Source organism: Kitasatospora sp. NPDC094016 (assembly GCF_040304045.1).
Lineage (GTDB): Bacteria > Actinomycetota > Actinomycetes > Streptomycetales > Streptomycetaceae > Kitasatospora.
The window spans coordinates 110652-134323 of sequence record NZ_JBEOUK010000004.1; the positions used below are offsets into that span (position 1 = coordinate 110652).

The window sequence follows — 23672 nt, forward strand, 5'->3', positions numbered from 1 at the left end:
GCGATGAGCGTCTCTGTCAAGATCGGCAAGGGCAACGCCTACAAGAGCGCCGCTCGCAAGCGCCGCGCGATCCGCGTTCGCAAGCGCGTCGTCGGCACCGAGGTGCGTCCGCGCCTCGTCGTGACGCGCTCGAACCGTCACATGGTCGCCCAGGTCATCGACGACGCCAAGGGTCACACCCTGGCGTCGGCGTCCACCCTCGACGTGTCCATCAAGGGCGCCGAGGGCGACAAGACCGAGCTGGCCAAGAAGGTCGGGAGCCTGGTCGCCGAGCGCGCCAAGGCCGCCGGCATCGAGTCGGTCGTCTTCGACCGCGCGGGCAACCGGTACGCCGGCCGCATCGCCGCCCTGGCGGACGCGGCTCGCGAGGCCGGGCTCGACTTCTAAGCCGCTCGTCGACTCAGTCGACGGACGTAATCGAGAGAGGTAATTCCAATGGCTGGACCCCAGCGCCGCGGTAGCGGCGCCGGCGGTGGCACCGGCGGTGGCGAGCGGCGCGACCGTAAGCGTGACGACCGGGGCAACGCCCCCGCCGTCGAGAAGACCGCTTACGTCGAGCGCGTTGTCGCGATCAACCGTGTCGCCAAGGTTGTCAAGGGTGGTCGTCGTTTCAGCTTCACCGCGCTGGTCGTGGTGGGCGACGGTGACGGCACCGTGGGTGTCGGTTACGGGAAGGCGAAGGAGGTTCCGGCCGCCATCGCCAAGGGTGTTGAGGAGGCCAAGAAGAACTTCTTCAAGGTCCCCCGTATCCAGGGCACCATCCCGCACCCGATCCAGGGTGAGAAGGCCGCCGGCGTCGTGCTCCTGAAGCCCGCCGCCCCCGGTACCGGTGTTATCGCCGGTGGTCCGGTGCGCGCCGTCCTGGAGTGCGCCGGCATTCACGACATCCTGTCGAAGTCGCTCGGCTCGGACAACGCGATCAACATCGTGCACGCCACCGTGGCTGCTCTGAAGGGCCTCGTGCGCCCCGAGGAGATCGCCGCTCGTCGTGGCCTGCCGCTGGAGGACGTGGCCCCCGCCGCTCTGCTGCGGGCGCGTGCTGCAGGGGTGAGCGCCTGATGGCTCGCCTGAAGATCACGCAGACCAAGTCGTACATCGGCAGCAAGCAGAATCACCGTGACACCCTGCGTTCGCTTGGTCTCAAGCGCATGCACGACGTCGTGGTGAAGGAGGACCGTCCCGAGATCCGCGGGATGGCCCACACGGTCCGTCACCTGGTGACGGTTGAGGAGGTGGACTGATCATGGGCGACAACCCGATCAAGATCCACAACCTGCGTCCCGCCCCGGGTGCCAAGACCGACAAGATCCGCGTGGGTCGTGGTGAGGGCTCCAAGGGTAAGACCGCCGGTCGTGGTACCAAGGGCACCAAGGCCCGCTACCAGGTTCCGCAGCGCTTCGAGGGTGGCCAGATGCCGCTCCACATGCGCCTGCCGAAGCTGAAGGGCTTCAAGAACCCGTTCAAGATCACGTTCCAGGTCGTCAACCTCGACAAGCTGGCCGAGCTCTACCCGCAGGGTGGAGAGGTCACCGTCGAGGACCTGGTCGCCAAGGGCGCGGTTCGCAAGAACTCCCTCGTCAAGGTGCTCGGCACCGGCGAGATCTCGGTTGCGCTGCAGGTGACGGTCGACGCCGTCTCCGGCTCCGCCGCCGAGAAGATCACCGCCGCCGGCGGTACCGTCACCGAGCTCGTCTGAGCCCGCTGACTTCCGTGCGAGCCCCGCACCTCCTTCGGGAGGTGCGGGGCTCGCGCGTTTTCCGGACATCGCGTTTTCCGGGCATTCCGTTGACGTGTCCTCGTTCTTTTGTGTGGCAAACCCGGGCATCCCGTACCCCGTGAGTGGGGGAGGGGCGGTACGCGCTTCTTCCGAGTGGCTGCGCACTGTTAGAGTCCGTGGAGTTCCCTTGTAGGCTGCGCGTAGGCTCGCCTGTGCCGTCTGTACGGGAGCCCGTACCGCCAAAACTCCCATTCAGGACCGACCCTCCCGCCGACGACGCGCGGGAGGCGCAGGAGGCACCGTGCTCAGTGCGTTCGCGCGGGCGTTCCAGACGCCCGACCTGCGCAAGAAGCTGCTGTTCACGCTGGGCATCATGGTGCTGTTCCGCCTGGGCTCGCACATTCCGATCCCCGGCGTGAGCTTCACGGCCGTGAACGAGTGTGTGAAGGACACCAAGAACAACGGCCTCTTCGGGCTGGTCAACCTGTTCAGTGGTGGCGCGCTCCTCCAGCTGACGATCTTCGCGCTCGGCATCATGCCGTACATCACCGCGAGCATCATCCTCCAGCTCCTCACGGTCGTGATCCCGCGACTGGAAGCGCTGAAGAAGGAGGGCCAGGCCGGCCAGACGAAGATCACCCAGTACACCCGCTACCTGACCATCGCGCTCGCCGTGCTCCAGGGCACCGGCATCGTGGCGACGGCCTCCAGCGGCGCACTGTTCTCCGGCTGCCCCGTGGGCAACCAGATCGTCCCGGACACGAGCGTGTTCCGGATCGCCGTCATGGTGATCACGATGACCGCCGGCACCACGGTGATCATGTGGCTGGGCGAGCTGATCACGGACCGCGGCATCGGCAACGGCATGTCGCTGCTGATCTTCACCTCGATCGCCGCGCAGTTCCCGTCCTCGATGTGGGCGATCAAGGGCTCCGGCACCATCGGTGGCGGCTGGGTCGAGTTCCTGTCCGTGGTCGCGGTCGGCATCATCGTCGTGATGCTGGTCATCTTCGTGGAGCAGGCCCAGCGCCGGATCCCGGTGCAGTACGCGAAGCGGATGATCGGCCGGCGGGCGTTCGGCGGCACGTCGACCTACATCCCGCTCAAGGTGAACCAGGCCGGTGTCATCCCGGTCATCTTCGCCTCGTCGCTGCTGTACATCCCGGCCCTGGTGGTCCAGCTGACCGGTAGCCAGTCGGGCTGGGCGGTGTGGATCACCCAGCACTTCGTCAAGGGCGACCACCCGATCTACATGGCGACCTACTTCCTGCTGATCGTCTTCTTCGCCTTCTTCTACGTCGCGATCTCCTTCAACCCCGAAGAAGTTGCCGACAATATGAAGAAGTATGGTGGCTTCATCCCGGGCATCCGGGCCGGCCGACCGACGGCCGAGTACCTGAACTACGTGCTGACCCGAATCACGTGGCCGGGTTCGCTCTACCTGGGCCTGATCGCGTTGATCCCGATGATCGCCCTGGTCGCCTTCGGACAGCAGACCAACTTCCCGTTCGGCGGCACCAGCGTGCTCATCGTCGTCGGCGTCGGACTCGAAACTGTGAAGCAGATCGAGAGCCAGCTCCAGCAGCGCAATTACGAAGGGTTCCTCCGCTGATGCGTATCGTCCTCGTTGGTCCTCCCGGGGCCGGGAAGGGTACTCAGGCGCACCTGCTCGCCAAGACCCTGTCCATTCCCCACATCTCCACCGGCGACCTGTTCCGCGCCAACATCGGTCAGGGCACCCCGCTGGGGCTCGAGGCCAAGAGCTACATGGACGCGGGCCGCCTGGTGCCGGATGAGGTCACCATCGGGATGGCCAAGGACCGCATGCTCCAGGAGGACGCCGCCGGCGGCTTCCTGCTCGACGGCTTCCCCCGCAACCTCGGCCAGGCCAAGGCGCTCGACGAGTTCCTCGCCGAGCAGGGGATCAAGCTGGACGGCGTGCTGGACCTGGAGGTCCCCGAGGACGAGGTGGTCCGGCGGATCGCCGGCCGCCGCCTGTGCCGCAACGACGGGGGCCACGTCTTCCACGTGGACTACAACCCGCCGAAGGCCGAGGGCGTCTGCGACGAGTGCGGCGGCGAGCTGTACCAGCGCTCGGACGACACCGAGGACAAGGTGCGGACCCGGCTGGAGGTCTACCACACGGAGACCGAGCCGATCATCGACTACTACGCCCAGCAGGGCCTGGTGGCGACCATCTCGGCCCTCGGCAAGGTGGACGAGGTCACCCGCCGCGCGATCGAGGCGCTGAAGCAGGACAACTGAGTTTCCCGGCGACGCCGTACGGCCGCGCTCCCCGATCCCGGGCGGCGCGGCCGTACGGCGTCGTACGGTGGTAGGCAGTGGCAAACAGAACGTGGAAGGCGTGACCAGATGGTGGAGATCAAGACCCCCGAGCAGATCGCGAAGATGCGAGCGGCCGGGCTGGTCGTCGCCGAGGCGCTGAAGGCCTGCCGGGAGGCGGTCGCCCCGGGGGTGACCACCCAGGAGCTCAACGACATCGCGGACAAGGTCATCACCGATCACGGTGCGACCTCCAACTTCCGCGCCGACCACGGCGGCCTGTGGTTCCCCGGGGTGATCTGCGCCTCGGTGAACAACGAGGTCGTGCACGGCATCCCCGGTGACCGGGTGCTCCAGGAGGGCGACGTCATCTCGATCGACTGCGGCGCCATCCTGGACGGCTGGCACGGCGACGCGGCGATCACCGTGGCGGTCGGCGAGGTGCGCCCCGAGGTCGAGATGCTGAGCCGGGTGACCGAGGGCTCGATGTGGGCCGGCATCGCCCAGATGAAGAAGAACAACCGCCTGGTCGACGTCTCCAAGGCGATCGAGGGCTTCATCCGCCGCCAGCCGCTGCCCCCCAAGGGCAAGTGGGGCATCACCGAGGGCTACGGCGGCCACGGCATCGGCACCGCGATGCACATGGAGCCGCACGTGCTGAACTACGTCGAGCGCGGCCGCGGCAAGGGCCCGAAGCTGATCCCCGGCACCGTGCTGGCGATCGAGCCGATGGTCTCGCTGGGCACCCCGCACACCGCCGTGCTGGAGGACGACTGGACGGTCGTCACCAACGACGGCACCTGGGCCTCGCACTGGGAGCACTCGGTGGCCGTCACCGAGCAGGGCCCGCTGGTCCTGACGGCCTTCGACGGCGGCAAGGCGGAGCTCGCGAAGCTGGGCATCACCGCTGCCCCGGACCCGCTTGGCTAGTCTCGTGGCGGTCGGCCGAGCGGCCAACTTCCGCTGCTGACAAGGGATCAGGGCCCTGGGGGTTTGGACCTCCAGGGCTTTTGTCCTATTTTTATCGGCTGGCAGTGGCTTCAGTAGCGGCTTCGGCGGCTTCGATCGATCGGGAGAGTGCAGTGCTCAAGGGATTCCGCGACTTCATGATGCGCGGCAACGTCGTCGACATGGCGGTCGGTGTCGTCATCGGTGCCGCGTTCACCGGGGTGGTGACCGGCTTCGTGTCGGCCTTCCTCACCCCGCTGGTCGGCGTGGTGGTGGGCGCGGCCGGCGACTTCAGCTCGTACAAGGCGACGGTGGCCGGGGTCACCTTCCCGTACGGCCAGTTCCTCAACGTGCTGATCGCCTTCGTGATGACCGCGGCGGTGCTGTACTTCTGCGTCGTGCTGCCGGTCACCAAGGCGACCGCGCGGTACCTGCCGAAGAAGGTGAAGACCCCCAAGCGGCCCTGCCCCGAGTGCCTGACCGAGATCCCCGAGGCCGCCCGCCGCTGCGCGGCCTGCACCGCCCACGTCGAGCCGCTGACCGTCACCGCCGGGTTCTGACCCGCCGGGACCAGCCGGGACGTCACGGTGGCTGCCTTCGGGGGACCTCGTTTTGGCCCACCGGACGCGCTGGCGTAGGATGGACCGTCGGCTCACTCGTAGCGTGCTTCAGCACGCCCTCTTCCCTTCGGGGGCGGGGTGAACCCAGGTTCGCACGAGCGTGCCGCATACGGTAGCCGGTCCCGGAAGGTGGATCTCGCAGTTCATGGCTAAGAAGCAAGGCGCCATTGAGATCGAGGGCACCGTGATCGAGTCTCTTCCGAACGCGATGTTCAGGGTCGAGCTGCAGAACGGTCACAAGGTCCTCGCGCACATCAGTGGCAAGATGCGCATGCACTACATCCGCATCCTGCCGGACGACCGGGTCGTCGTGGAGCTCAGCCCCTACGACCTCACGCGCGGGCGGATCGTCTACCGCTACAAGTAAGAACGTCAGATCTAGACCCGGAGAACCTGAACATGAAGGTCAAGCCGAGCGTCAAGAAGATCTGCGACAAGTGCAAGGTGATCCGCCGCCACGGCCGGGTCATGGTGATCTGCGACAACCTGCGCCACAAGCAGCGCCAGGGCTGATCTCTCCCCAGCATTTCTCGTAGTACTTCGCGCGACGCGAAAACGTCATAAGCGGGCTACCCGATCCGTCCCCACGAAGGGACGGACTGCCACCCCCGGTCAGAGGCCGGGGCTCCATCGTCGAGAGGCGAAGGAGTAGGTAGCACGCAAGACCTCTGAAAAAGCACAGGAGCCTTGAATGGCACGCCTCGCCGGCGTTGATCTCCCCCGTGAGAAGCGGATCGAGATCGCCCTTACCTACGTGTACGGCATCGGCCGTACCCGCGCCCAGCAGACCCTGGCCGAGACCGGTGTCAACCCGGATGTCCGCGTTCGCGACATCACCGAGGAAGACCTCGTGAAGCTGGGCCAGTACATCGACGCCAACTACACGGTCGAGGGTGACCTCCGCCGTGAGGTGGCCGCCGACATCCGCCGCAAGGTCGAGATCGGCTGCTACGAGGGTCTGCGTCACCGCCGCGGCCTGCCGGTCCGCGGTCAGCGCACCCACACCAACGCGCGTACCCGCAAGGGCCCGCGTCGCGCGATCGCCGGCAAGAAGAAGCCGGGCAAGAAGTAGTCCGTCCCGTCACCGGACATCCCTCCGGCCCGCGGGTCAGCGGACCGACCACCTCAGTAGGAGAACAGACTTATGCCCCCCAAGGGTCGTCAGGCTGCCGGCGCGAAGAAGATCCGCCGCAAGGAAAAGAAGAACGTCGCTCACGGCCACGCGCACATCAAGAGCACGTTCAACAACACCATCGTTTCGATCACCGACCCCGCGGGCAACGTGATCTCCTGGGCCTCCGCCGGTCACGTCGGCTTCAAGGGCTCGCGCAAGTCCACCCCGTTCGCCGCGCAGATGGCCGCCGAGGCCGCTGCCCGTCGCGCGCAGGAGCACGGCATGCGCAAGGTTGACGTCTTCGTCAAGGGTCCGGGCTCCGGCCGCGAGACCGCGATCCGCTCGCTCCAGGCCACCGGCCTGGAGGTCGGCTCGATCCAGGACGTCACCCCCACCCCGCACAACGGCTGCCGTCCGCCGAAGCGCCGCCGCGTCTGACGCAGCGCCTTCGGGCTCGCAGTACCTGCTTTGAACCTTCGTACGGGGTCCCACGCGGTGATTCGTCGCTGTTCGCGGGACCCCGTACGCTTGGTCCTGTCGGCATCAAATAGTGGGTGCCGAAGACAACTGGAGGAATACCCCCCATGCTTATCGCTCAGCGCCCCTCGCTGACCGAAGAGGTCGTCGACGAGTTCCGCTCGCGGTTCGTGATCGAGCCGCTGGAGCCGGGCTTCGGCTACACCCTCGGCAACTCCCTGCGCCGCACGCTCCTGTCGTCGATCCCGGGTGCCGCTGTCACCAGCATCCGCGTCGACGGCGTCCTGCACGAGTTCACCACCGTGCCGGGCGTCAAGGAGGACGTGACCGACCTCATCCTCAACATCAAGCAGCTGGTCGTCTCCTCGGAGCACGACGAGCCGGTCGTGATGTACCTGCGCAAGCAGGGCCCGGGTGTCGTCACCGCCGCCGACATCGCCCCGCCGGCGGGTGTCGAGGTGCACAACCCGGAGCTGGTCCTCGCCACGCTGAACGGCAAGGGCAAGCTGGAGATGGAGCTGACCGTCGAGCGCGGTCGCGGCTACGTCTCCGCCGTCCAGAACAAGGCCTCCGGCCAGGAGATCGGCCGCATCCCGGTCGACTCGATCTACAGCCCCGTGCTGAAGGTCACCTACAAGGTCGAGGCCACCCGTGTCGAGCAGCGGACCGACTTCGACAAGCTGATCGTCGACGTCGAGACCAAGCCCGCCATGCGTCCGCGTGACGCCATGGCCTCGGCCGGCAAGACCCTGGTGGAGCTGTTCGGTCTCGCCCGCGAGCTGAACATCGACGCCGAGGGCATCGACATGGGCCCGTCCCCGACGGACGCCGCCCTGGCCGCCGACCTGGCGCTGCCGATCGAGGAGCTGGAACTCACCGTCCGCTCCTACAACTGCCTCAAGCGCGAGGGCATCCACACCGTGGGTGAGCTCGTCGCCCGCTCCGAGGCCGACCTGCTCGACATCCGCAACTTCGGTGCGAAGTCGATCGACGAGGTCAAGGCGAAGCTGGCCGGCATGGGCCTGGCCCTCAAGGACAGCCCGCCCGGGTTCGACCCGACCGCCGCCGCCGACGCCTTCGGCGCCGACGACCTGGACGACGCGGGTTACGCCGAGACCGAGCAGTACTAAGAGATTTGGCCGCGGGGGCGGTTCCACCGAACCGCCCCCGTCGTCGTGAAAGTCGTCCGGGCAACAGTGCCCGGACGCCCGCTGCGGTACCTGATACGGCCGTAGTCGGAGATTCAAGGAGTCATCCATGCCGCGTCCCACCAAGGGTGCCCGCCTCGGCGGCGGCCCGCACCACGAGCCGCTGCTGCTCGCCGGTCTGTGCCGGGAGCTGTTCCAGTACGGCCGCATCACCACGACCGAGGCCAAGGCCCGTCGGATGCGCCCGCTGGCGGAGAAGCTGATCACCAAGGCGAAGAAGGGCGACATCCACAACCGTCGCCTGGTGCGCAAGACGATCACCGACATCGCCGTGCTGCACACCCTCTTCACCGAGATCGCGCCGCGCTACGAGAACCGCCCGGGTGGTTACACCCGTATCACCAAGATCGGTCCCCGTCGTGGCGACAACGCCCCGATGGCCGTGATCGAGCTGGTCGAGGCGCTGACCGTCGCGCAGACCGCCGTCGGCGAGGCCGAGGGCGCCACCAAGCGCGCCGTCAAGGAGGCCGAGGCCAAGGTCGAGGCTCCGGCCGACGCCAAGGCCGACGAGGCCGTCGAGGCCGAGCAGGCCTGACACCGCTAGGTGTGGTCACGGGCCCGCTCTCCCATCCGTGGGGGAGCGGGCCCGTTCCTTCTGTCTGGAGTGGATTGTGGTCAACGATTGCGCCGAGCAGCCGCCGGTGAAGGACGGCCCGGCCGACGGGTTCGTCCGGGTCCGGCTCGATCTCGCCTACCAGGGCGCCGAGTTCTCCGGTTGGGCCCGCCAGCGCGGCGGCCGCCGGACGGTCCAGGAGGAGATCGAGAGCGCGCTGCGGATCGTCACCCGCAGCCCCGAGCTGTTCCCGCTGACCGTGGCCGGGCGCACCGACGCCGGGGTGCACGCCCGCGGCCAGGTCGCGCACGTCGATCTGCCGGCCGAGCTGTGGGAGGCGCACCGCGAGAAGCTGCTGCGCCGGCTGGCCGGCCGGCTGCCCGGGGACATCCGGATCTACCGGGTCGGCGAGGCGCCGGCCGGGTTCGACGCCCGCTTCTCGGCGATCTGGCGCCGCTACGCCTACCGGGTCGCCGACCACCCCGGCGGGGTCGACCCGCTGCTGCGCGGGCACGTGCTCTGGCACGACCGCCCGCTGGACGTCGACCGGATGAACGAGGCCGCGAAGCTGCTGCTCGGCGAGCACGACTTCGCCGCGTACTGCAAGAAGCGCGAGGGCGCCACCACCATCCGCACCCTGCTGGAGCTGCACTGGGACCGCGTCCCGGTGGACTCCTACGCCTCCCAGGAGGGCTCGCTGGCGGTCGCCACCGTCCGCGCCGACGCGTTCTGCCACAACATGGTCCGGGCGCTGGTCGGGGCGATGCTGCTGGTCGGCGACGGGCACCGGCCGGTGGAGTTCCCCGGCGAGGTGCTGGCCGGCGGGGTCCGCAACTCGGCCGTCAACGTGATCCGGCCGTACGGGCTCACCCTTGAGGAAGTCGGCTACCCGGCGGACGACCAGCTCGCCGAGCGCAACCGCCAGGCCAGGCGGCTGCGCACACTGCCCGGTCAGCCGCCCGTCGGGTAATCCGTTTGGGCCGGGCGCGTCGGCTTGGGACAATCGTCCGCATGGGACACGTCGAGATTTCGCACCTGGAGTACTACCTGCCGGACGGGCGGGTGCTGTTCGACGACGCGTCCTTCCGGGTCGGCGAGGGCGCCGCGGTCGCCCTGGTCGGCGCCAACGGGGCCGGCAAGACCACCCTGCTGCGGATGATCGCGGGGGACCTCCAGCCGCACGGCGGCACGGTGACGATCAGCGGCGGGCTCGGCGTGATGCGCCAGTTCGTCGGCACCACCGGCCGCGAGGACGAGCGGGCCACCCCGGGCGCGCTGGCGCCGGACGCCTCGGTCCGCGACCTGCTGGTGTCCGTCGCCCCCGAGCGGATCGCCGTCGCCGCCCGCGCGGTGGACGCCGCCGAGCTGGCGATGATCGCCCAGGACGACGAGAAGACCCAGATGGCCTACGCCCAGGCGCTCTCCGACTGGGCCGACGTCGGCGGCTACGACTACGAGACCGACTGGGACGTCTGCACCATGGCGGCCCTCGGGATGCCCTTCGACAAGGCCCAGTGGCGCGGCCTGAACACCCTCTCGGGCGGGGAGCAGAAGCGGCTCGTCCTGGAGGCGCTGCTGCGCGGCCCCGAAGAGGTGCTGCTGCTCGACGAGCCCGACAACTACCTGGACGTCCCGGGCAAGCGCTGGCTGGAGGAGGCCCTCAAGGCCACCTCGAAGACCGTCCTGTTCATCTCGCACGACCGCGAGCTGCTCTCCGAGGCCGCCGACAAGATCATCGCCGTCGAGTCCGGCGCGGCCGGGAGCAGCGTCTGGGTGCACGGCGGCGGTTTCGACAGCTTCCACGAGGCCCGCAAGGACCGCTTCGCGCGCTTCGAGGAGCTGGGCCGGCGCTGGGACGAGGAACACGCCAAGCTCAAGAAGCTGGTCGTCACCCTGCGCCAGGCGGCCTCCGTCAGCCACGCGCTCGCCACCCGCTACGCCGCCGCCCAGACCCGGCTGAAGAAGTTCGAGGAGGCCGGCCGCCCGGAGGAGCCCCCGCGCGAGCAGAGCATCACCATGCGGCTCAAGGGCGGGCGCACCGGTGTGCGCTCCTTCACCGTGGAGCAGCTGGAGCTCACCGGTCTCATGAAGCCCTTCGACCTGGAGGTGTTCTACGGCGAGCGGGTCGCCGTGCTCGGCTCCAACGGCTCCGGCAAGTCGCACTTCCTGCGGCTGCTGGCGGGCGACGAGAGCGTCGCGCACACCGGCACCTGGAAGCTCGGCGCCCGGGTCGTCCCCGGCCACTTCCGGCAGACCCACGCCCACCCGGAGCTGTTCGGCCGGACGGTGCGCTCGATCGTCGAGGAGGAGCACGCGCTCAGCCGCAGCGCCGCGATGGGCGCGCTGCGCCGCTACGAGCTGGACCGGCAGGAGGAGCAGAAGTTCGAGTCGCTGTCCGGTGGGCAGCAGGCCCGGCTGATGATCCTCAAGCTCGAACTCTCCGGCGTGACGGCCCTGTTGCTCGACGAGCCGACCGACAACCTGGACCTGGACAGCGCCGAGGCGCTGCAGGCCGGGCTGGAGGCCTTCGACGGCACCGTGCTGTGCGTCACCCACGACCGCTGGTTCGCGAAGACCTTCGACCGCTACCTGGTGTTCGGCGCCGACGGCCGGGTCTACGAGTCGCCCGAGCCGGTCTGGGACGTCAGCCGGGTGGAGCGCGAACGCTGAGTGACGGCGGGGGTGGGGGAAGCCGATTTTTGACCCCCACCCGCCCGCCCGGTAACCTGGACGCTTGATGTGCGTATTGGCTCGCTCTATCTCACGTGAGAGGTCGGTACGCCGGAGACATCAGGTTCGACGACCAGCGGTCCCCCTTGAATTGCGTCCAAGGGTGGCCAGGCTGCTCTTCCGTCCCAGGTGCTCCTGTCAGGACTCACTCACTGAAAAGCGAAGGCTACGACCGTGCGTACGTACAGCCCCAAGCCCGGCGACGTCCAGCGTCAGTGGCACGTCATCGACGCGACCGACGTCGTGCTCGGCCGTCTGGCTTCCCAGGCCGCCAACCTCCTCCGGGGTAAGCACAAGGCGATCTACGCGCCGCACGTTGACACTGGTGACTTCGTCATCATCATCAACGCCGACAAGGTGCACCTGTCCGGTAACAAGAAGACCCAGAAGCTGGCCTACCGCCACTCTGGCTTCCCGGGCGGTCTGCGGTCGGTGCGCTACGACGACCTGCTGGCGAACAACCCGGAGAAGGCCGTCGAGAAGGCCATCAAGGGCATGATCCCCAAGAACAGCCTGGGCCGCCAGATGCTCTCGAAGCTGAAGGTCTACTCGGGCGACCAGCACCCGCACGCTGCCCAGCAGCCGGTGCCGTTCGAGATCACCCAGGTCGCGCAGTAATTCGGCCACCAAGCCCCCCAACACTGAAAAGAGCTGAGGAACACCGTGGCCGAGACCACTGAAACCCTTGAGGTCGACTTCGACGAGGCCGTTGAGGCCGTCGAGGGCGAGTACACCTCCGAGGAGAGCTACACCTCCGAGTCGCTGGCCGGCCGCTTCGGCGAGGCCATCCCGGGCGCCGGCCTCGGCCGTCGCAAGGAGGCGATCGCCCGCGTGCGCATCGTCCCCGGCACCGGCCAGTGGAAGATCAACGGTCGCACCCTGGAGAACTACTTCCCCAACAAGGTGCACCAGCAGACCGTGAACGAGCCCTTCAAGCTCCTCGAGCTTGACGGCCGTTACGACGTCGTCGCCCGCATCAGCGGTGGCGGCGTCTCCGGCCAGGCCTACGCGCTGCGCCTCGGCGTTGCCCGTGCCCTGAACGAGGCCGACGTGGACAACAACCGCGGCGCGCTGAAGAAGGCCGGCTTCCTGACCCGTGACGCCCGCGCCGTCGAGCGCAAGAAGGCCGGTCTCAAGAAGGCCCGCAAGGCGCCGCAGTACAGCAAGCGCTAATCGCGTCCCTGGGGGTGCGGTCCGCCCTGGCGGCGCACCCCCTGGTTGCGCGAACCGTCGCCCCGGAGTACCACGTGTACTCCGGGGCGACGTGTTCCCCGGCTATCGTGCGGCGGCCGGGTGCCATCGGTTGGGTTCCGAGCAGTGGTGATGGAGGACGGGACAGTGGGACGACTCTTCGGTACGGACGGCGTGCGCGGGGTGGCCAACGAGGGCCTGACGGCCGAGCTGGCGCTCGGGCTGTCGGTCGCGGCGGCCCATGTGCTCGGCGAGGCCGGCGCCTTCGAGGGCCACCGGCCGGTCGCGGTGGTCGGCCGGGACCCGCGCGCCTCGGGCGAGTTCCTGGAGGCCGCTGTCATCGCCGGCCTGGCGAGCGCCGGCGTCGACGTGCTCCGGGTCGGCGTGCTGCCGACCCCGGCCGTGGCGTATCTCACCGGCGCGCTCGGCGCCGACTTCGGCGTGATGCTCTCCGCCAGCCACAACGCGATGCCCGACAACGGCATCAAGTTCCTCGCCCGCGGCGGCCACAAGCTGGACGACCGCATCGAGGACGCGATCGAGACCCACTACCGCAAGCACACGCTCGGCAGCGAGGACTGGAACCGCCCGACCGGCGCCGCCGTCGGCCGGGTGCGCGAGTACACCGAGGGCTTCGACAAGTACGTCGCCCACCTGATCGGCGTGCTGCCCAACCGCCTCGACGGCATCAAGGTCGTCATCGACGGCGCCCACGGCGCGGCCGCCTACGTCGCCCCCGAGGCCTTCGCCCGGGCCGGCGCCGAGGTCGTCCACACCCTGGGGGCGGAGCCCACCGGCCTCAACATCAACGACGGCGTCGGCTCCACCCACCTGGACCGGCTGCGGGCCGCCATGACGGAGTACCGCGCCGACCTCGGCATCGCCCTCGACGGCGACGCCGACCGCTGCCTGGCCGCCGACGCGGACGGCAACGAGGTGGACGGCGACCAGATCATCGCCATCCTGGCCGTCGCCATGAAGGACGCCGGCACCCTGCGCCGCAACACCGCGGTGGCCACCGTGATGTCCAACCTCGGCTTCAAGCTGGCGATGGAGCGCGAGGGCGTCGACCTGGTGGAGACCGCCGTCGGCGACCGGTACGTGCTGGAGGCGATGAAGGAGCACGGCTTCGCGCTGGGCGGCGAGCAGTCCGGCCACGTCATCCTGCTCGACCACGCCACCACCGGCGACGGCACCCTGACCGGCCTCATGCTGGGCGCCCGACTGGCCGCCACCAAGCAGCCGCTGGCCGACCTGGCCGCCGTGATGACCCGTCTGCCGCAGCAGCTGATCAACGTCAGGGGTGTCGACAAGAGCCGGGTGAACACCAGCGTCGAGCTGGCCGCCGCCGTCTCCGAGGCCGAGGCCGAACTGGGCTCCACCGGCCGGGTGCTGCTGCGTTCGTCCGGCACCGAGCCGCTGGTCCGGGTCATGGTCGAGGCCGCCGACCCGGTGCAGGCCGAGTCCGTCGCGCAGCGGCTGGCCGAGGCCGTGCGGACGCACCTGGGCTGAACGGGCCCGGCATGACGGAAGGGGCCCCGCCGTCGGCGGGGCCCCTTTTGTCGCATCGGTGTCAGAGCTTGCGCAGCAGCGCCCGACGGACCTTGTGGTCCGCCCCCTTCTGGAGGATCAGGGTCGCCCGGCCGCGGGTCGGCAGCACGTTCTCCAGCAGGTTCGGCTTGTTGATGGTGCGCCAGACCTGTCGGCCGTACTCCATCGCCTCCTCCTCCGGCACCTCGGTGAAGCGGCGGAAGTAGGAGTTCGGGTCCTGGAAGGCGGTCTCGCGGAGCTTGCGGAAGCGGTCCAGGTACCAGTGCTCGATGTCGTCGGTGCGGGCGTCGACGTAGATCGAGAAGTCGAAGTAGTCGGCCACCGCCAGACGGGTGCGCCCGTCGCTGCCGGGCAGGGCCGGCTGGAGCACGTTCAGGCCCTCGACGATCAGGATGTCCGGGCGCTCCACGGTGAGCCGCTCGCCCTGCACGATGTCGTACACCAGGTGCGAGTACACCGGCGCGGTGACGCGCTCCTTGCCCGCCTTCACGTCCGCGACGAAGCGCATCAGCGCCCGGCGGTCGTACGACTCCGGGAAGCCCTTGCGGGCCATCAGGCCCCGGCGGCGCAGCTCGGCGTTGGGCAGCAGGAAGCCGTCGGTGGTCACCAGCTCGACCCGCGGGTGCTCGGGCCAGCGGGCGAGCAGGGCCTGGAGCAGGCGGGCCGTCGTCGACTTGCCGACCGCGACCGAGCCGGCCACCCCGATGATGAACGGGGTGCGGGTGCGTTCGGTGTCCGGCGTGTCCAGGAAGGTGCCCAGCGTGCCGCGCAGCTCGTGCGTGGCGTGGATGTACAGGTTCAGCAGCCGGGACAGCGGCAGGTAGACGTCGCGGACCTCGTCCAGGTCGAGGGCGGTACCGAGGCCGCGTAGCCGCTCCACCTCCTCGGCGGTCAGCGGCAGCGGCGTACGCTCGCGCAGTGCGCTCCACTCGGCCCGACTGAGGTCCACGTAGGGGGACGGCGACGGGCCGGGCGTGGCGGCGCCCCGCGTACAGAGTTCGGTCAGCACATGCTCCATTGTGAGCCGTGGCGGCGTTCACCGTGGTTGTGGTGTCGGTCACGCACTGTTCGCGGCAATCGGGAAAAGGGCCTCAGAACCGCCCTTATGCTGGCACGCATGTGCGGAATTGTTGGATACGTGGGCGCGCAGTCCGCCCTCGACGTAGTAATCGCAGGCCTGCAGCGACTGGAGTACCGGGGCTACGACTCGGCCGGTGTCGCGGTGCAGGCGCAGGACTCCGACGGGCAGTGGAGTCTGGTCACCGACAAGCGGGCCGGCAAGCTCGCCAACCTGGAGAAGTCGCTCGCCGAGACCCCTCTGCCCGGCGGCACCACCGGCATCGGCCACACCCGCTGGGCCACCCACGGCGGCCCGACGGACGCCAACGCCCACCCCCACCTGGACGACCACCTCCGGGTGGCCGTGGTGCACAACGGCATCATCGAGAACTTCGCCCAGCTGCGGGCCGAGATCGCCGAGCGCGGCCACACCCTCCGCTCCGAGACCGACACCGAGGTCGTCGCGCACCTGCTCGGCGAGGCCTACGACGGCGACCTCGCGGAGGCCATGCGAGTGGTCTGCCGCCGCCTCGACGGCGCCTTCACCCTCGTCGCCGTGCACGCCGACGCGCCGGACGTGGTCGTCGGCGCCCGCCGCAACTCGCCGCTCGTGGTCGGGCGCGGCGAGGGCGAGAACTTCCTCGCCTCCGACGTCTCCGCGTTCATCGAGCACACCCGCGAGGCCGTCGAGCTGGGTCAGGACCAGGTCGTCGAGCTGCGCCGGGACGGCGTCACGGTGACCAACTTCGACGGCACCCCGGCCGACGTGCGCGAGTACCACGTCGACTGGGACGCCTCGGCCGCCGAGAAGGGCGGCTACGACTACTTCATGCTCAAGGAGATCGCCGAGCAGCCGAAGGCCGTCGCCGACACCCTCCTCGGCCGGATCGGCACCGACGGCCGGCTCATCCTCGACGAGCTGCGCATCTCCGACGCGGACCTGCGCTCGGTCGACAAGGTCGTCATCGTCGCCTGCGGCACCGCCTTCCACGCCGGCATGATCGCCAAGTACGCGATCGAGCACTGGACCCGCATCCCCTGCGAGGTCGAGGTCGCCTCCGAATTCCGCTACCGCGACCCGATCATGGGCCCGGGCACGCTGGTCATCGCCATCTCCCAGTCCGGCGAGACCATGGACACCCTGATGGCCCTGCGGCACGCCCGGGAGCAGGGCGCCAAGGTGCTGGCGATCTGCAACACCAACGGCTCCACCATCCCGCGCGAGTCGGACGCGGTGCTGTACACCCACGCCGGCCCCGAGGTCGCCGTCGCCTCCACCAAGGCATTCCTGACCCAGCTGGTCGCCTGCTACCTGGTCGCCCTCTACCTGGGCCAGGTGCGCGGCACCAAGTGGGGCGACGAGATCTTCGCCGTCATCAAGGAGCTCGGCGACGCGCCCAAGCAGGTCGAGCAGGTCCTGGAGACCATGGAGCCGGTGCGCGAGCTGGCCCGCTCGCTCGCCGACGCGCGCTCGGTGCTGTTCCTCGGCCGTCACGTCGGCTTCCCGGTGGCCCTGGAGGGCGCGCTCAAGCTCAAGGAGCTGGCGTACATGCACGCCGAGGGCTTCGCGGCGGGCGAGCTCAAGCACGGCCCGATCGCGCTGATCGAGGAGGGGCTGCCGGTCGTCGTGGTCGTCCCCTCGCCGCGCGGGCGGTCGATCCTGCACGACAAGATCGTCTCCAACATCCAGGAGATCCGGGCCCGTGGCGCCCGCACCATCGTGATCGCGGAGGAGGGCGACGAGGCGGTCGTCCCGTACGCGGACCACCTGATCCGCATCCCGGTCACCCCGACCCTGCTCCAGCCGCTGGTCTCCACCGTGCCGCTCCAGGTCTTCGCGTGCGAGCTGGCGACGGCCAAGGGCCACGAGGTCGACCAGCCCCGCAACCTGGCCAAGTCGGTCACCGTCGAGTAGTAGCGCTCACGGCGTCCCTGCGGTGGCTGTGCCCTACCGCAGGGGCGCCGTGTCGAGCGTGAAGGAGAAGGGGGCGGGCAGGTCGACCGGCTTGCCGAAGTCGGTCCGGGTGTGGGCCGTGTAGTCGCCGTTCTCGGGCGCGGTGAAGAGGGTGACCTTGCCGGCGGTGCGGTCGATCAGCAGGTAGCAGGGGATGCCCGCAGCGGCGTAGCCCTTGCGCTTCGGCTCGCGGTCCTTGTACGGGTTGGTCGAGGTGATCTCGAAGACCAGGAGGACTCCCTCTGCGGAGGCCCACGAATCCGCATGCTCGAAGTGACCGGCCGGGCTGACCGTGCCGTCCGGGAGGAAGCGCCCCTTGGGTGTGACCAGCCCCTTGTTCCCGGAGATGTCCAGTTCAGCCTCCACCTTGCGCATGAACTGACGGTTGAGCAGCGAGAACGCGGTCTCGTGGGCTCCGTCCTGCGGCGGCGTCACGACGATCTCCCCTTCGATGAATTCAGCCTTGCTTCCCAGCGGGGTGTCCAGCTCCAGAAACGCCTGGAGGAGGCTGTCCTCGCCCAGCGGGTGCTCGATTGCCGGCATGGCGACCATGGCCCTTCTCCCTCCTGTGGGTCCGTGCCGAGCGACAAGGTAGGCGTACGGACCGACACCGGCAGGGGAACGAAGTGGGTGTCACTCGAAAGTGTGCCGCAGGCCCGGCCCGTGGGGCGGTGACGCGGGCTAGCGTCGGCGGGTAGCCCGCGACCGCTGAAGGAGTTCTCCCCATGCGTCATGCACATCCTGTGGAAACCGTCCGGGCCGCCGAGGCCGCGCTGATGGCGCGGCTGCCGGAGGGGACGTTGATGCAGCGGGCGGCCGCCGGGCTGGCGGCGACCTGTGCCCGGCTGCTGGCGGGGCGTCGGGGGCGGGTGTACGGCAGTCGGGTGGTGGTGCTGGCCGGCAGCGGGGACAACGGGGGTGACGCCCTGTACGCCGGGGCGGCGCTGGCCCGGCGGGGCGCGCGGGTGACGGCGGTGCTGCTCGCGCCGGAGCGTGCGCACGCGGGTGGGCTGGCCGCGCTGCGGGCTTCCGGCGGGCGGGTGGTGCTGGATCAGGAAGTCGGCCTGGCCGACTTCTCGCGCGCCGACCTGGTGCTGGACGGCATCGTCGGCATCGGCGGCCGGGGCGGGCTGCGGGACGGGGCCCGGCCGTACGCGCGGGCCGGGCGGCGCGGGGTCGTGGTGGCCGTGGACCTGCCCAGCGGGGTCGACGCCGACACCGGCGAGGTGCCGGGCGAGGTGCTGCGCGCGGACGTCACGGTCTGCTTCGGCACGTACAAGCCGGGCCTGCTGGTCGACCCGGGCGCCTCCTACGCGGGCGCCGTCCAGCTGGTCGGGATCGGACTGGAGCCGCCCGCGCCGGAGGTGACGGCGCTGCAGCACGCGGACGTGGCGGCGCTGCTGCCGCTGCCGGGCGCGGAGAGCGACAAGTACCGGCGGGGCGTGGTCGGGGTGGCGGCCGGTTCGGCGACGTACCCGGGCGCGGCCCTGCTGGCGGTCGCCGGGGCGCTGCACGGCGGCGCGGGCGCCGTCCGGTACGTCGGCACGGCGGCCGAGGAGGTGGTGCGGCGCTTCCCGGAGGTGCTGGTCACCGAGGGCGGGCCGGCCGGGGCCGGGCGGGTGCAGGCCTGGGTGGTCGGGCCGGGCGGCGGCGAGGGGGCGCGGCAGGCGCTGGCCGAGGCACTGTCGAGCGACGTCCCGGTCCTGGTGGACGCGGACGGGCTGACCGAGCTGGCCCGGCTCGGCCCGGACGCGCTGGCCGGCCGGACGGCCCCCACCCTGCTCACCCCGCACACCGGCGAGGCCGCCCGGCTGCTCGCGGGCGCCGACGGCACCGCGCCGCCGCCCGCCGACTCGCTGGCCGCCGCCCGGCTGGCCACCGCCCGCAGGCTGGCGGCCGCCTACCGGGCCACGGTCCTGCTCAAGGGCTCCACCACGGTGATCGCCGACCCGGGCGGCGCCGTCCGGGTCAACCCGACCGGCACGTCCTGGCTGGCCACCGCCGGCAGCGGCGACGTCCTGGCGGGCCTGGCGGGCTCCCTGCTGGCGGCCGGCCTGTCACCGCTGGACGCCGCGTCGGTGGGCGCCTACCTGCACGGCCTGGCGGGCCGCCACGCGGCGGGCGATCCGGGCGCGCCGGTGACGGCGCCGGCGGTGGCGCAGGCGCTGCCCGCGGTGTGGCGGGCGGTGCGGGAGGCGTAGGCCCGGGGCGGGCGGGGTGGGCGGTGCGGAACCGATCACTCCTCCGTGGGCGTCCGGAACAGGGTGACGAGCGGTGCGCCGCAGGTCGGCGCGGTGCCGGGGCCCCCGGCACCGGCCGACGCACGGACGGGCCGTTCGGCGAGGACTCCGGGATGTCTGGGAGACTGACCCTGATGACAACTGCGAACACGACCGGCACGGCCACCCTGACCGACGGCGTACGGGCCGAGGCGACCATCGATCTGGCCGCCCTGCGCGGCAACCTCGCCGCGCTGCGCGAGCGTGTCGGCAGCTCGGCGGTGATGCTCGCGGTCAAGGCGGACGCCTACGGCCACGGCGCCGTCGAGTGCGCCCGCGAGGCGGTCGCGAACGGGGTCGGCTGGCTCGGCTGCGCGACGCCCGAGGAGGCGCTGGCACTGCGGGCCGCGGGCATCCGCCCGGAGCAGGCCCGCGTGCTGTGCTGGCTGTGGACGCCGGGCGGGCCGTGGCGGGAGGCGCTGCGCGCGGGCATCGACATCTCGGTGAGCGGCCAGTGGGCGCTGGACGAGCTGCTGCCGGCCGTCCGGGAGACCGGCATCCCGGCCCGGGTGCACCTGAAGGCGGACACCGGTCTGGGCCGCAACGGCTGCCAGCCGCACGACTGGCCGCACCTGGTGGCCGCCGCCCGCCGCGCCGAGGCGGAGGGGCTGCTGACCGTCGTCGGCGTCTGGTCGCACTTCGCCGCCGCCGACGAGCCGGGCCACCCGTCGATCCAGGCCCAGCTGGACTCCTTCCACGCGGCGCTGGCCCGAGCCGAGGCCGCCGGGCTGCGCCCGGAGGTGCGGCACCTGGCGAACTCGCCGGCCACCCTGCTGCTCCCGCAGTCGCACTTCGACCTGGTCCGCACCGGCCTGGCCGCGTACGGGCTGTCGCCGGTGCCGGAGGTCGGGTCGCCGGCCGACTTCGGGCTGCGCCCGGTGATGGCGCTGACCGCGCGGCTGGCGCTGGTCAAGCACGTTCCGGGCGGGCACGGGGTCAGCTACGGCCACCACTACGTGACGCCGGGCCCGACCACGCTGGGCCTGGTCCCGGTCGGCTACGGCGACGGCATCCCGCGGCACGCCAGCGGTACCGGCCCGGTGCAGATCGGCGGCAAGTGGCGCACGATCGCCGGCCGGGTGGCGATGGACCAGTTCGTCGTGGACCTGGGCGGGGACACCCCCGCGATCGGCGACGAGGTGCTGCTGTTCGGCAACGGCGAGCAGGGCGAGCCGACCGCCGAGGACTGGGGCCGGGCCTGCGGCACCATCTCGTACGAGATCGTGACCCGGATCGGCGCCCGGGTCCCGCGCCGCTACCTGGGCGGCAGCCGCACCGAGGGCGCGGGCGCATGACGGAGGGACCGGCCGAGAACGGCCCGGTCGCGGCGGTGGCCAAGGCGGCCGGCGCGGCCTCCGGGGTGAGCCGGGCCGGTGTGATCGGGATCTCGGTCGGCGTGCTGGCGGCCGGGGCGGCCGCCGGGGTGGCGATAGAGCGGCTGACCGTCGGCCGGGCAACCCGCCGCCGGGCCCGGGCCGAGCTGGACGCCGAAGCCCCGTACGGCTCGCTGCGCGGGCGCCCGCGGACGGTGGCCGCGCCGGACGGCACCGAGCTGTACGTCGAGCTGGACGGCACCGGCCCCGAGCCGGACGGCGGCACCTCCGGCCCCGAGCCGCTGACCGTGGTGTTCTGCCACGGCTACTGCCTCAACCAGGACAGCTGGCACTTCCAGCGGGCCGCGCTGCGCGAGGGACTGCGGCTGGTCTTCTGGGACCAGCGCAGCCACGGCCGCTCCGAGCGCTCCCGCTCCTACCTGACCGGTGAGCCGGCCAGCATCGACCAGCTGGGCGGCGATCTGAAGGCGGTGATCGACGCCGTCGCGCCGACCGGGCCGCTGGTGCTGGTGGGCCACTCGATGGGCGGCATGACGGTGATGGCGCTGGCCGACCAGCACCCGGAGCTGTTCCGGGAGAGGGTCGCCGGGGTGGCGCTGATCGGCACGCTGGCGGGGGACTGGAACGAGGTCAGCCTCGGGTTGCCGTCGGCCGGCGCGAAGCTGTTCAAGAAGGTCGCGCCCGGGATGATGCGGCTGCTGGGCCGTCAGGTCGAGCTGGTGGAGGCGAGCCGGCGGCTGGGCGCGGACGTCGCCGCCGTCTTCTACCGGAGGTTCTCCTTCGGCGGGCGGGACGTCGACCCGGGCGTGGTGCGGTTCGCCGAGCAGCTGCTGGACGCCACCCCGATCGACGTGGTCGCCGAGTTCTACCCGGTGTTCGGCACGCACGAGAAGTACGCGGCGCTCGCTGCCCTGAGCGGCCTGCCGACACTGGTGCTGGCGGGTACCAAGGACCTGCTGACGCCGTCGGCGCACAGCGAGGCGATGGTCGCGCGGCTGCCCGGCGCGGAGCTGGTCCTGGTGGAGGGCGCCGGGCACCTGGTGATGCTGGAGCGCCCTGAGCTGGTCGACCACGAGCTGGTGGCGCTGCTGCGCCGGGCCGCCGACTTCGCCGCCGCCGAGCCGCCCCCGGCGGCCCTGGACGGCTCCTGACCCCTTCCCGGCGCGCGCGGGGCCGGCGATGTGGCACGGTAGCGGTGGCGGCCGGCGGTCGGCACGCCGGTACGGACCGAAGGGCAAGACACGCGCATGGGCTCGCACGCCACTCTCACCGTCCCCACCCCGGAGCGGATGGGCCGGCTCGGCCGGGAGCTGGCCGCGCTGCTGCGGCCCGGGGACCTGGTGCTGCTCTCCGGTGAACTGGGAGCGGGGAAGACCACGCTGACCAGGGGCCTGGGGGAGGGGCTGGGGGTCCGCGGGGCGGTGACCTCGCCGACCTTCGTGATCGCCCGGGTGCACCCGTCGCTGGTCGGCGGCCCGGCGCTGGTGCACGTGGACGCGTACCGGCTCGGCGGGGACCTGGACGAGATGGAGGACCTCGACCTGGACGTCTCGCTGCCGGAGTCGGTGGTCGTGGTCGAGTGGGGCGAGGGCAAGGTCGAGCGGCTGTCCGAGGACCGGCTGGAGGTGCGGATCGAGCGCGCCCTCGGCGACGCCGTCGACGAGGACGACCTGGACCCGCGCCGGGTGGTGCTGACCGGCCTCGGTCCGCGCTGGGCGGGTGTCGCGCTGGAGGCGCTCGGCTGAGGCCCGCACCCGGGTGTGCGCCGTTTTGCCGACGGGCTGTCGGGAAGTGTTGCGGGCGGGGTGCCGGGCGTGGTGGGATGGGTGCTGCGGTTAGGTCTGCCTAACTAGGGAGGCGCCATGTCGAGCACCACCCCCGCCCCGAAGCGCGCCGGGCACGGCGCCGGGGCCGGAGAGTCCGCCCGCCGCGTCCAGGGGGCGCCGATGCGGGCGCTGCTGGCCGCCTGTGCGGCCGCCGAGGCGGTGTCCACCCCGCCCGAGCCGGAGCCCCGGCGGGCCGAGGAGCCGGAGACGGGCACACCCCGCGCGGCCTGACCCACCCGGGCCGCGCTCAGGCGACCACGACCACCTTGGTGCCGTTCGGCGCGAAGTCCCAGAGCAACTGGCCGTCCGGGCGGCCGCTGCGGATGCCGCCGGTCTTGGCGTTCGGCTCGGCGGTCGGGGTCGCGCCGTCCATGGCGGCGCTGAAGCCGAACACCACGCCGTTCTGCTGCGCGAAGCGCACCACGTGCTCGATCTGCTTGCCGTCCGTGCCGGTGGTCGTCGGGGTGCGGCTGTAGACCGAGTAGCTGCCCGGAGCCGGCTCGACCGAGCCCGGGGTGACCGGGAAACCGGGCGTGACCTGCGGGTTCTTCTTCGGGTCGACCAGCCAGACGTAGTGGCTGCTGATCGAGTAGACCACCCGGGTGCCGCTGCCCGAGACGGTCGGCAGCGGCGGGGCCGTCGGGGTGGCCGAGGCGCTCGGCGTCGCGGAGGCGGCCGGCCCGCTGGACGTCGCGGTGCTGGCGGTCGGCTTGGCGCCGGCCGCCCGGTCCTGAGCTCCGTTGGCCTGGAAGGCCAGCAGGCTCACCACCGCCAGGGCCCCCAGGGTCAGCCCCGTGACCACCACACCAGGACCCATCTTCGCCACGT

28 protein-coding genes are annotated in these 23672 nt (G+C 70.9%); 25 read left to right on the plus strand and 3 right to left on the minus strand.

The genetic code is table 11. From position 1 onward, the window contains the following. Nucleotides 1-3: 3 nt before the first annotated feature. The 19 genes from rplR (at nt 4) to glmM (ending at nt 14353) form a co-directional block, all read left to right on the plus strand. Nucleotides 4-387, plus strand: coding sequence for a 50S ribosomal protein L18 (gene rplR, locus ABT015_RS05720; protein ID WP_030280785.1), 384 nt, complete (start codon nt 4-6; stop codon nt 385-387). Between the two features lie 48 nt (nt 388-435). After that, nucleotides 436-1059: a 30S ribosomal protein S5 gene (gene rpsE, locus ABT015_RS05725; protein WP_030055834.1), complete on the plus strand. Its 624-nt coding sequence runs from the start codon at nt 436-438 to the stop codon at nt 1057-1059. Then, nucleotides 1059-1241: a 50S ribosomal protein L30 gene (rpmD, locus tag ABT015_RS05730; RefSeq protein WP_030055835.1), complete on the plus strand. Its 183-nt coding sequence runs from the start codon at nt 1059-1061 to the stop codon at nt 1239-1241. Before rpsE ends, rpmD begins: the two co-directional genes overlap by 1 nt. Before the next feature lie 2 nt (nt 1242-1243). Further along, on the plus strand, nt 1244-1696 hold the full coding sequence (rplO, locus tag ABT015_RS05735; protein WP_255752515.1) for a 50S ribosomal protein L15: 453 nt from the start codon (nt 1244-1246) through the stop codon (nt 1694-1696). A gap of 322 nt (nt 1697-2018) precedes the next feature. Beyond that, nucleotides 2019-3329 carry a preprotein translocase subunit SecY gene (gene secY / locus ABT015_RS05740; protein ID WP_350877114.1) on the plus strand — a complete coding sequence of 437 codons (1311 nt, stop codon included), beginning with the start codon at nt 2019-2021 and terminating at the stop codon, nt 3327-3329. Continuing rightward, on the plus strand, nt 3329-3982 hold the full coding sequence (locus ABT015_RS05745; protein WP_350877116.1) for an adenylate kinase: 654 nt from the start codon (nt 3329-3331) through the stop codon (nt 3980-3982). Before secY ends, ABT015_RS05745 begins: the two co-directional genes overlap by 1 nt. Nucleotides 3983-4090: 108 nt before the next feature. Continuing rightward, complete coding sequence (map, locus tag ABT015_RS05750; RefSeq protein ID WP_063348975.1) at nt 4091-4930, plus strand: type I methionyl aminopeptidase; 840 nt, start codon at nt 4091-4093, stop codon at nt 4928-4930. Between the two features lie 152 nt (nt 4931-5082). Next, a complete protein-coding gene (mscL, locus tag ABT015_RS05755) occupies nt 5083-5508 on the plus strand; it encodes a large conductance mechanosensitive channel protein MscL (protein ID WP_350877119.1) in 426 nt (141 codons plus the stop codon). A gap of 205 nt (nt 5509-5713) precedes the next feature. Then, a complete protein-coding gene (gene infA, locus ABT015_RS05760; protein ID WP_014047798.1) occupies nt 5714-5935 on the plus strand; it encodes a translation initiation factor IF-1 in 222 nt (73 codons plus the stop codon). Nucleotides 5936-5967: 32 nt separating this feature from the next. Then, entirely contained in the window at nt 5968-6081 is a 114-nt protein-coding gene (gene rpmJ / locus ABT015_RS05765; RefSeq protein ID WP_003956441.1) for a 50S ribosomal protein L36, read from the plus strand. A 178-nt stretch (nt 6082-6259) separates the two neighbouring features. After that, the gene (gene rpsM, locus ABT015_RS05770) at nt 6260-6640 is read left to right on the plus strand and encodes a 30S ribosomal protein S13 (protein WP_148644398.1); all 381 of its coding nucleotides are present in this window, start codon (nt 6260-6262) and stop codon (nt 6638-6640) included. A 72-nt stretch (nt 6641-6712) separates the two neighbouring features. Then, nucleotides 6713-7120: a 30S ribosomal protein S11 gene (gene rpsK / locus ABT015_RS05775; RefSeq protein ID WP_030232513.1), complete on the plus strand. Its 408-nt coding sequence runs from the start codon at nt 6713-6715 to the stop codon at nt 7118-7120. A 146-nt stretch (nt 7121-7266) separates the two neighbouring features. Beyond that, complete coding sequence (locus ABT015_RS05780) at nt 7267-8289, plus strand: DNA-directed RNA polymerase subunit alpha (protein ID WP_030232516.1); 1023 nt, start codon at nt 7267-7269, stop codon at nt 8287-8289. A gap of 127 nt (nt 8290-8416) precedes the next feature. Continuing rightward, entirely contained in the window at nt 8417-8902 is a 486-nt protein-coding gene (rplQ, locus tag ABT015_RS05785) for a 50S ribosomal protein L17 (protein ID WP_350877122.1), read from the plus strand. 76 nt (nt 8903-8978) lie between these two features. Next, the gene (gene truA, locus ABT015_RS05790) at nt 8979-9890 is read left to right on the plus strand and encodes a tRNA pseudouridine(38-40) synthase TruA (RefSeq protein WP_350877124.1); all 912 of its coding nucleotides are present in this window, start codon (nt 8979-8981) and stop codon (nt 9888-9890) included. A gap of 41 nt (nt 9891-9931) precedes the next feature. After that, complete coding sequence (locus tag ABT015_RS05795) at nt 9932-11590, plus strand: ABC-F family ATP-binding cassette domain-containing protein (protein WP_350877126.1); 1659 nt, start codon at nt 9932-9934, stop codon at nt 11588-11590. Between the two features lie 234 nt (nt 11591-11824). Beyond that, nucleotides 11825-12268: a 50S ribosomal protein L13 gene (rplM, locus tag ABT015_RS05800; protein ID WP_030055846.1), complete on the plus strand. Its 444-nt coding sequence runs from the start codon at nt 11825-11827 to the stop codon at nt 12266-12268. A 45-nt stretch (nt 12269-12313) separates the two neighbouring features. Further along, nucleotides 12314-12823 (plus strand): 30S ribosomal protein S9, encoded by a 510-nt coding sequence (gene rpsI / locus ABT015_RS05805; protein ID WP_350877128.1) that lies wholly within the window; start codon nt 12314-12316, stop codon nt 12821-12823. 165 nt (nt 12824-12988) lie between these two features. Then, nucleotides 12989-14353, plus strand: a complete 1365-nt coding sequence (gene glmM / locus ABT015_RS05810; RefSeq protein WP_350877130.1) for a phosphoglucosamine mutase — start codon at nt 12989-12991, stop codon at nt 14351-14353. A gap of 61 nt (nt 14354-14414) precedes the next feature. Here the strand turns inward: glmM and coaA are convergent, their stop codons facing one another. After that, nucleotides 14415-15410: a type I pantothenate kinase gene (coaA, locus tag ABT015_RS05815; protein WP_350877132.1), complete on the minus strand. Its 996-nt coding sequence runs from the start codon at nt 15408-15410 to the stop codon at nt 14415-14417. A gap of 99 nt (nt 15411-15509) precedes the next feature. Between coaA and glmS the strand changes: the two genes are divergently transcribed. Next, entirely contained in the window at nt 15510-17366 is a 1857-nt protein-coding gene (gene glmS / locus ABT015_RS05820; RefSeq protein WP_350877134.1) for a glutamine--fructose-6-phosphate transaminase (isomerizing), read from the plus strand. Nucleotides 17367-17399: 33 nt separating this feature from the next. Here glmS and ABT015_RS05825 read toward each other — a convergent pair whose 3' ends face one another. Further along, the gene (locus ABT015_RS05825; protein ID WP_350877136.1) at nt 17400-17957 is read right to left on the minus strand and encodes a Uma2 family endonuclease; all 558 of its coding nucleotides are present in this window, start codon (nt 17955-17957) and stop codon (nt 17400-17402) included. 173 nt (nt 17958-18130) lie between these two features. Between ABT015_RS05825 and ABT015_RS05830 the strand changes: the two genes are divergently transcribed. The 5 genes from ABT015_RS05830 (at nt 18131) to ABT015_RS05850 (ending at nt 23075) form a co-directional block, all read left to right on the plus strand. Beyond that, nucleotides 18131-19606: an NAD(P)H-hydrate dehydratase gene (locus ABT015_RS05830; RefSeq protein WP_350877138.1), complete on the plus strand. Its 1476-nt coding sequence runs from the start codon at nt 18131-18133 to the stop codon at nt 19604-19606. 173 nt (nt 19607-19779) lie between these two features. Further along, on the plus strand, nt 19780-20979 hold the full coding sequence (gene alr, locus ABT015_RS05835) for an alanine racemase (RefSeq protein WP_350877140.1): 1200 nt from the start codon (nt 19780-19782) through the stop codon (nt 20977-20979). Further along, complete coding sequence (locus tag ABT015_RS05840; protein WP_350877142.1) at nt 20976-22169, plus strand: alpha/beta fold hydrolase; 1194 nt, start codon at nt 20976-20978, stop codon at nt 22167-22169. Before alr ends, ABT015_RS05840 begins: the two co-directional genes overlap by 4 nt. A 96-nt stretch (nt 22170-22265) precedes the next feature. Then, nucleotides 22266-22763 (plus strand): tRNA (adenosine(37)-N6)-threonylcarbamoyltransferase complex ATPase subunit type 1 TsaE, encoded by a 498-nt coding sequence (tsaE, locus tag ABT015_RS05845; protein WP_350877144.1) that lies wholly within the window; start codon nt 22266-22268, stop codon nt 22761-22763. A 117-nt stretch (nt 22764-22880) separates the two neighbouring features. Then, nucleotides 22881-23075, plus strand: a complete 195-nt coding sequence (locus tag ABT015_RS05850) for a hypothetical protein (protein WP_063348989.1) — start codon at nt 22881-22883, stop codon at nt 23073-23075. A gap of 16 nt (nt 23076-23091) precedes the next feature. Here ABT015_RS05850 and ABT015_RS05855 read toward each other — a convergent pair whose 3' ends face one another. Continuing rightward, on the minus strand, nt 23092-23661 hold the full coding sequence (locus tag ABT015_RS05855; protein WP_350877398.1) for a hypothetical protein: 570 nt from the start codon (nt 23659-23661) through the stop codon (nt 23092-23094). Between the last annotated feature and the right edge of the window lie 11 nt (nt 23662-23672).

Bases quoted from the DNA above. Each gene is read 5' to 3' on its own strand.
- rplR (WP_030280785.1), top strand. From the start codon at position 4: ATGAGCGTCTCTGTCAAGATCGGCAAGGGCAACGCCTACAAGAGCGCC.
- rpsE (WP_030055834.1), top strand. From the start codon at position 436: ATGGCTGGACCCCAGCGCCGCGGTAGCGGCGCCGGCGGTGGCACCGGC.
- rpmD (WP_030055835.1), top strand. From the start codon at position 1,059: ATGGCTCGCCTGAAGATCACGCAGACCAAGTCGTACATCGGCAGCAAG.
- rplO (WP_255752515.1), top strand. From the start codon at position 1,244: ATGGGCGACAACCCGATCAAGATCCACAACCTGCGTCCCGCCCCGGGT.
- ABT015_RS05745 (WP_350877116.1), top strand. From the start codon at position 3,329: ATGCGTATCGTCCTCGTTGGTCCTCCCGGGGCCGGGAAGGGTACTCAG.
- map (WP_063348975.1), top strand. From the start codon at position 4,091: ATGGTGGAGATCAAGACCCCCGAGCAGATCGCGAAGATGCGAGCGGCC.
- infA (WP_014047798.1), top strand. From the start codon at position 5,714: ATGGCTAAGAAGCAAGGCGCCATTGAGATCGAGGGCACCGTGATCGAG.
- rpmJ (WP_003956441.1), top strand. From the start codon at position 5,968: ATGAAGGTCAAGCCGAGCGTCAAGAAGATCTGCGACAAGTGCAAGGTG.
- rpsM (WP_148644398.1), top strand. From the start codon at position 6,260: ATGGCACGCCTCGCCGGCGTTGATCTCCCCCGTGAGAAGCGGATCGAG.
- rpsK (WP_030232513.1), top strand. From the start codon at position 6,713: ATGCCCCCCAAGGGTCGTCAGGCTGCCGGCGCGAAGAAGATCCGCCGC.
- ABT015_RS05780 (WP_030232516.1), top strand. From the start codon at position 7,267: ATGCTTATCGCTCAGCGCCCCTCGCTGACCGAAGAGGTCGTCGACGAG.
- rplQ (WP_350877122.1), top strand. From the start codon at position 8,417: ATGCCGCGTCCCACCAAGGGTGCCCGCCTCGGCGGCGGCCCGCACCAC.
- ABT015_RS05795 (WP_350877126.1), top strand. From the start codon at position 9,932: ATGGGACACGTCGAGATTTCGCACCTGGAGTACTACCTGCCGGACGGG.
- coaA (WP_350877132.1), bottom strand. From the start codon at position 15,410: ATGGAGCATGTGCTGACCGAACTCTGTACGCGGGGCGCCGCCACGCCC.
- glmS (WP_350877134.1), top strand. From the start codon at position 15,510: ATGTGCGGAATTGTTGGATACGTGGGCGCGCAGTCCGCCCTCGACGTA.
- ABT015_RS05825 (WP_350877136.1), bottom strand. From the start codon at position 17,957: ATGGTCGCCATGCCGGCAATCGAGCACCCGCTGGGCGAGGACAGCCTC.
- ABT015_RS05830 (WP_350877138.1), top strand. From the start codon at position 18,131: ATGCGTCATGCACATCCTGTGGAAACCGTCCGGGCCGCCGAGGCCGCG.
- alr (WP_350877140.1), top strand. From the start codon at position 19,780: ATGACAACTGCGAACACGACCGGCACGGCCACCCTGACCGACGGCGTA.
- ABT015_RS05840 (WP_350877142.1), top strand. From the start codon at position 20,976: ATGACGGAGGGACCGGCCGAGAACGGCCCGGTCGCGGCGGTGGCCAAG.
- tsaE (WP_350877144.1), top strand. From the start codon at position 22,266: ATGGGCTCGCACGCCACTCTCACCGTCCCCACCCCGGAGCGGATGGGC.
- ABT015_RS05850 (WP_063348989.1), top strand. From the start codon at position 22,881: ATGTCGAGCACCACCCCCGCCCCGAAGCGCGCCGGGCACGGCGCCGGG.
- ABT015_RS05855 (WP_350877398.1), bottom strand. From the start codon at position 23,661: ATGGGTCCTGGTGTGGTGGTCACGGGGCTGACCCTGGGGGCCCTGGCG.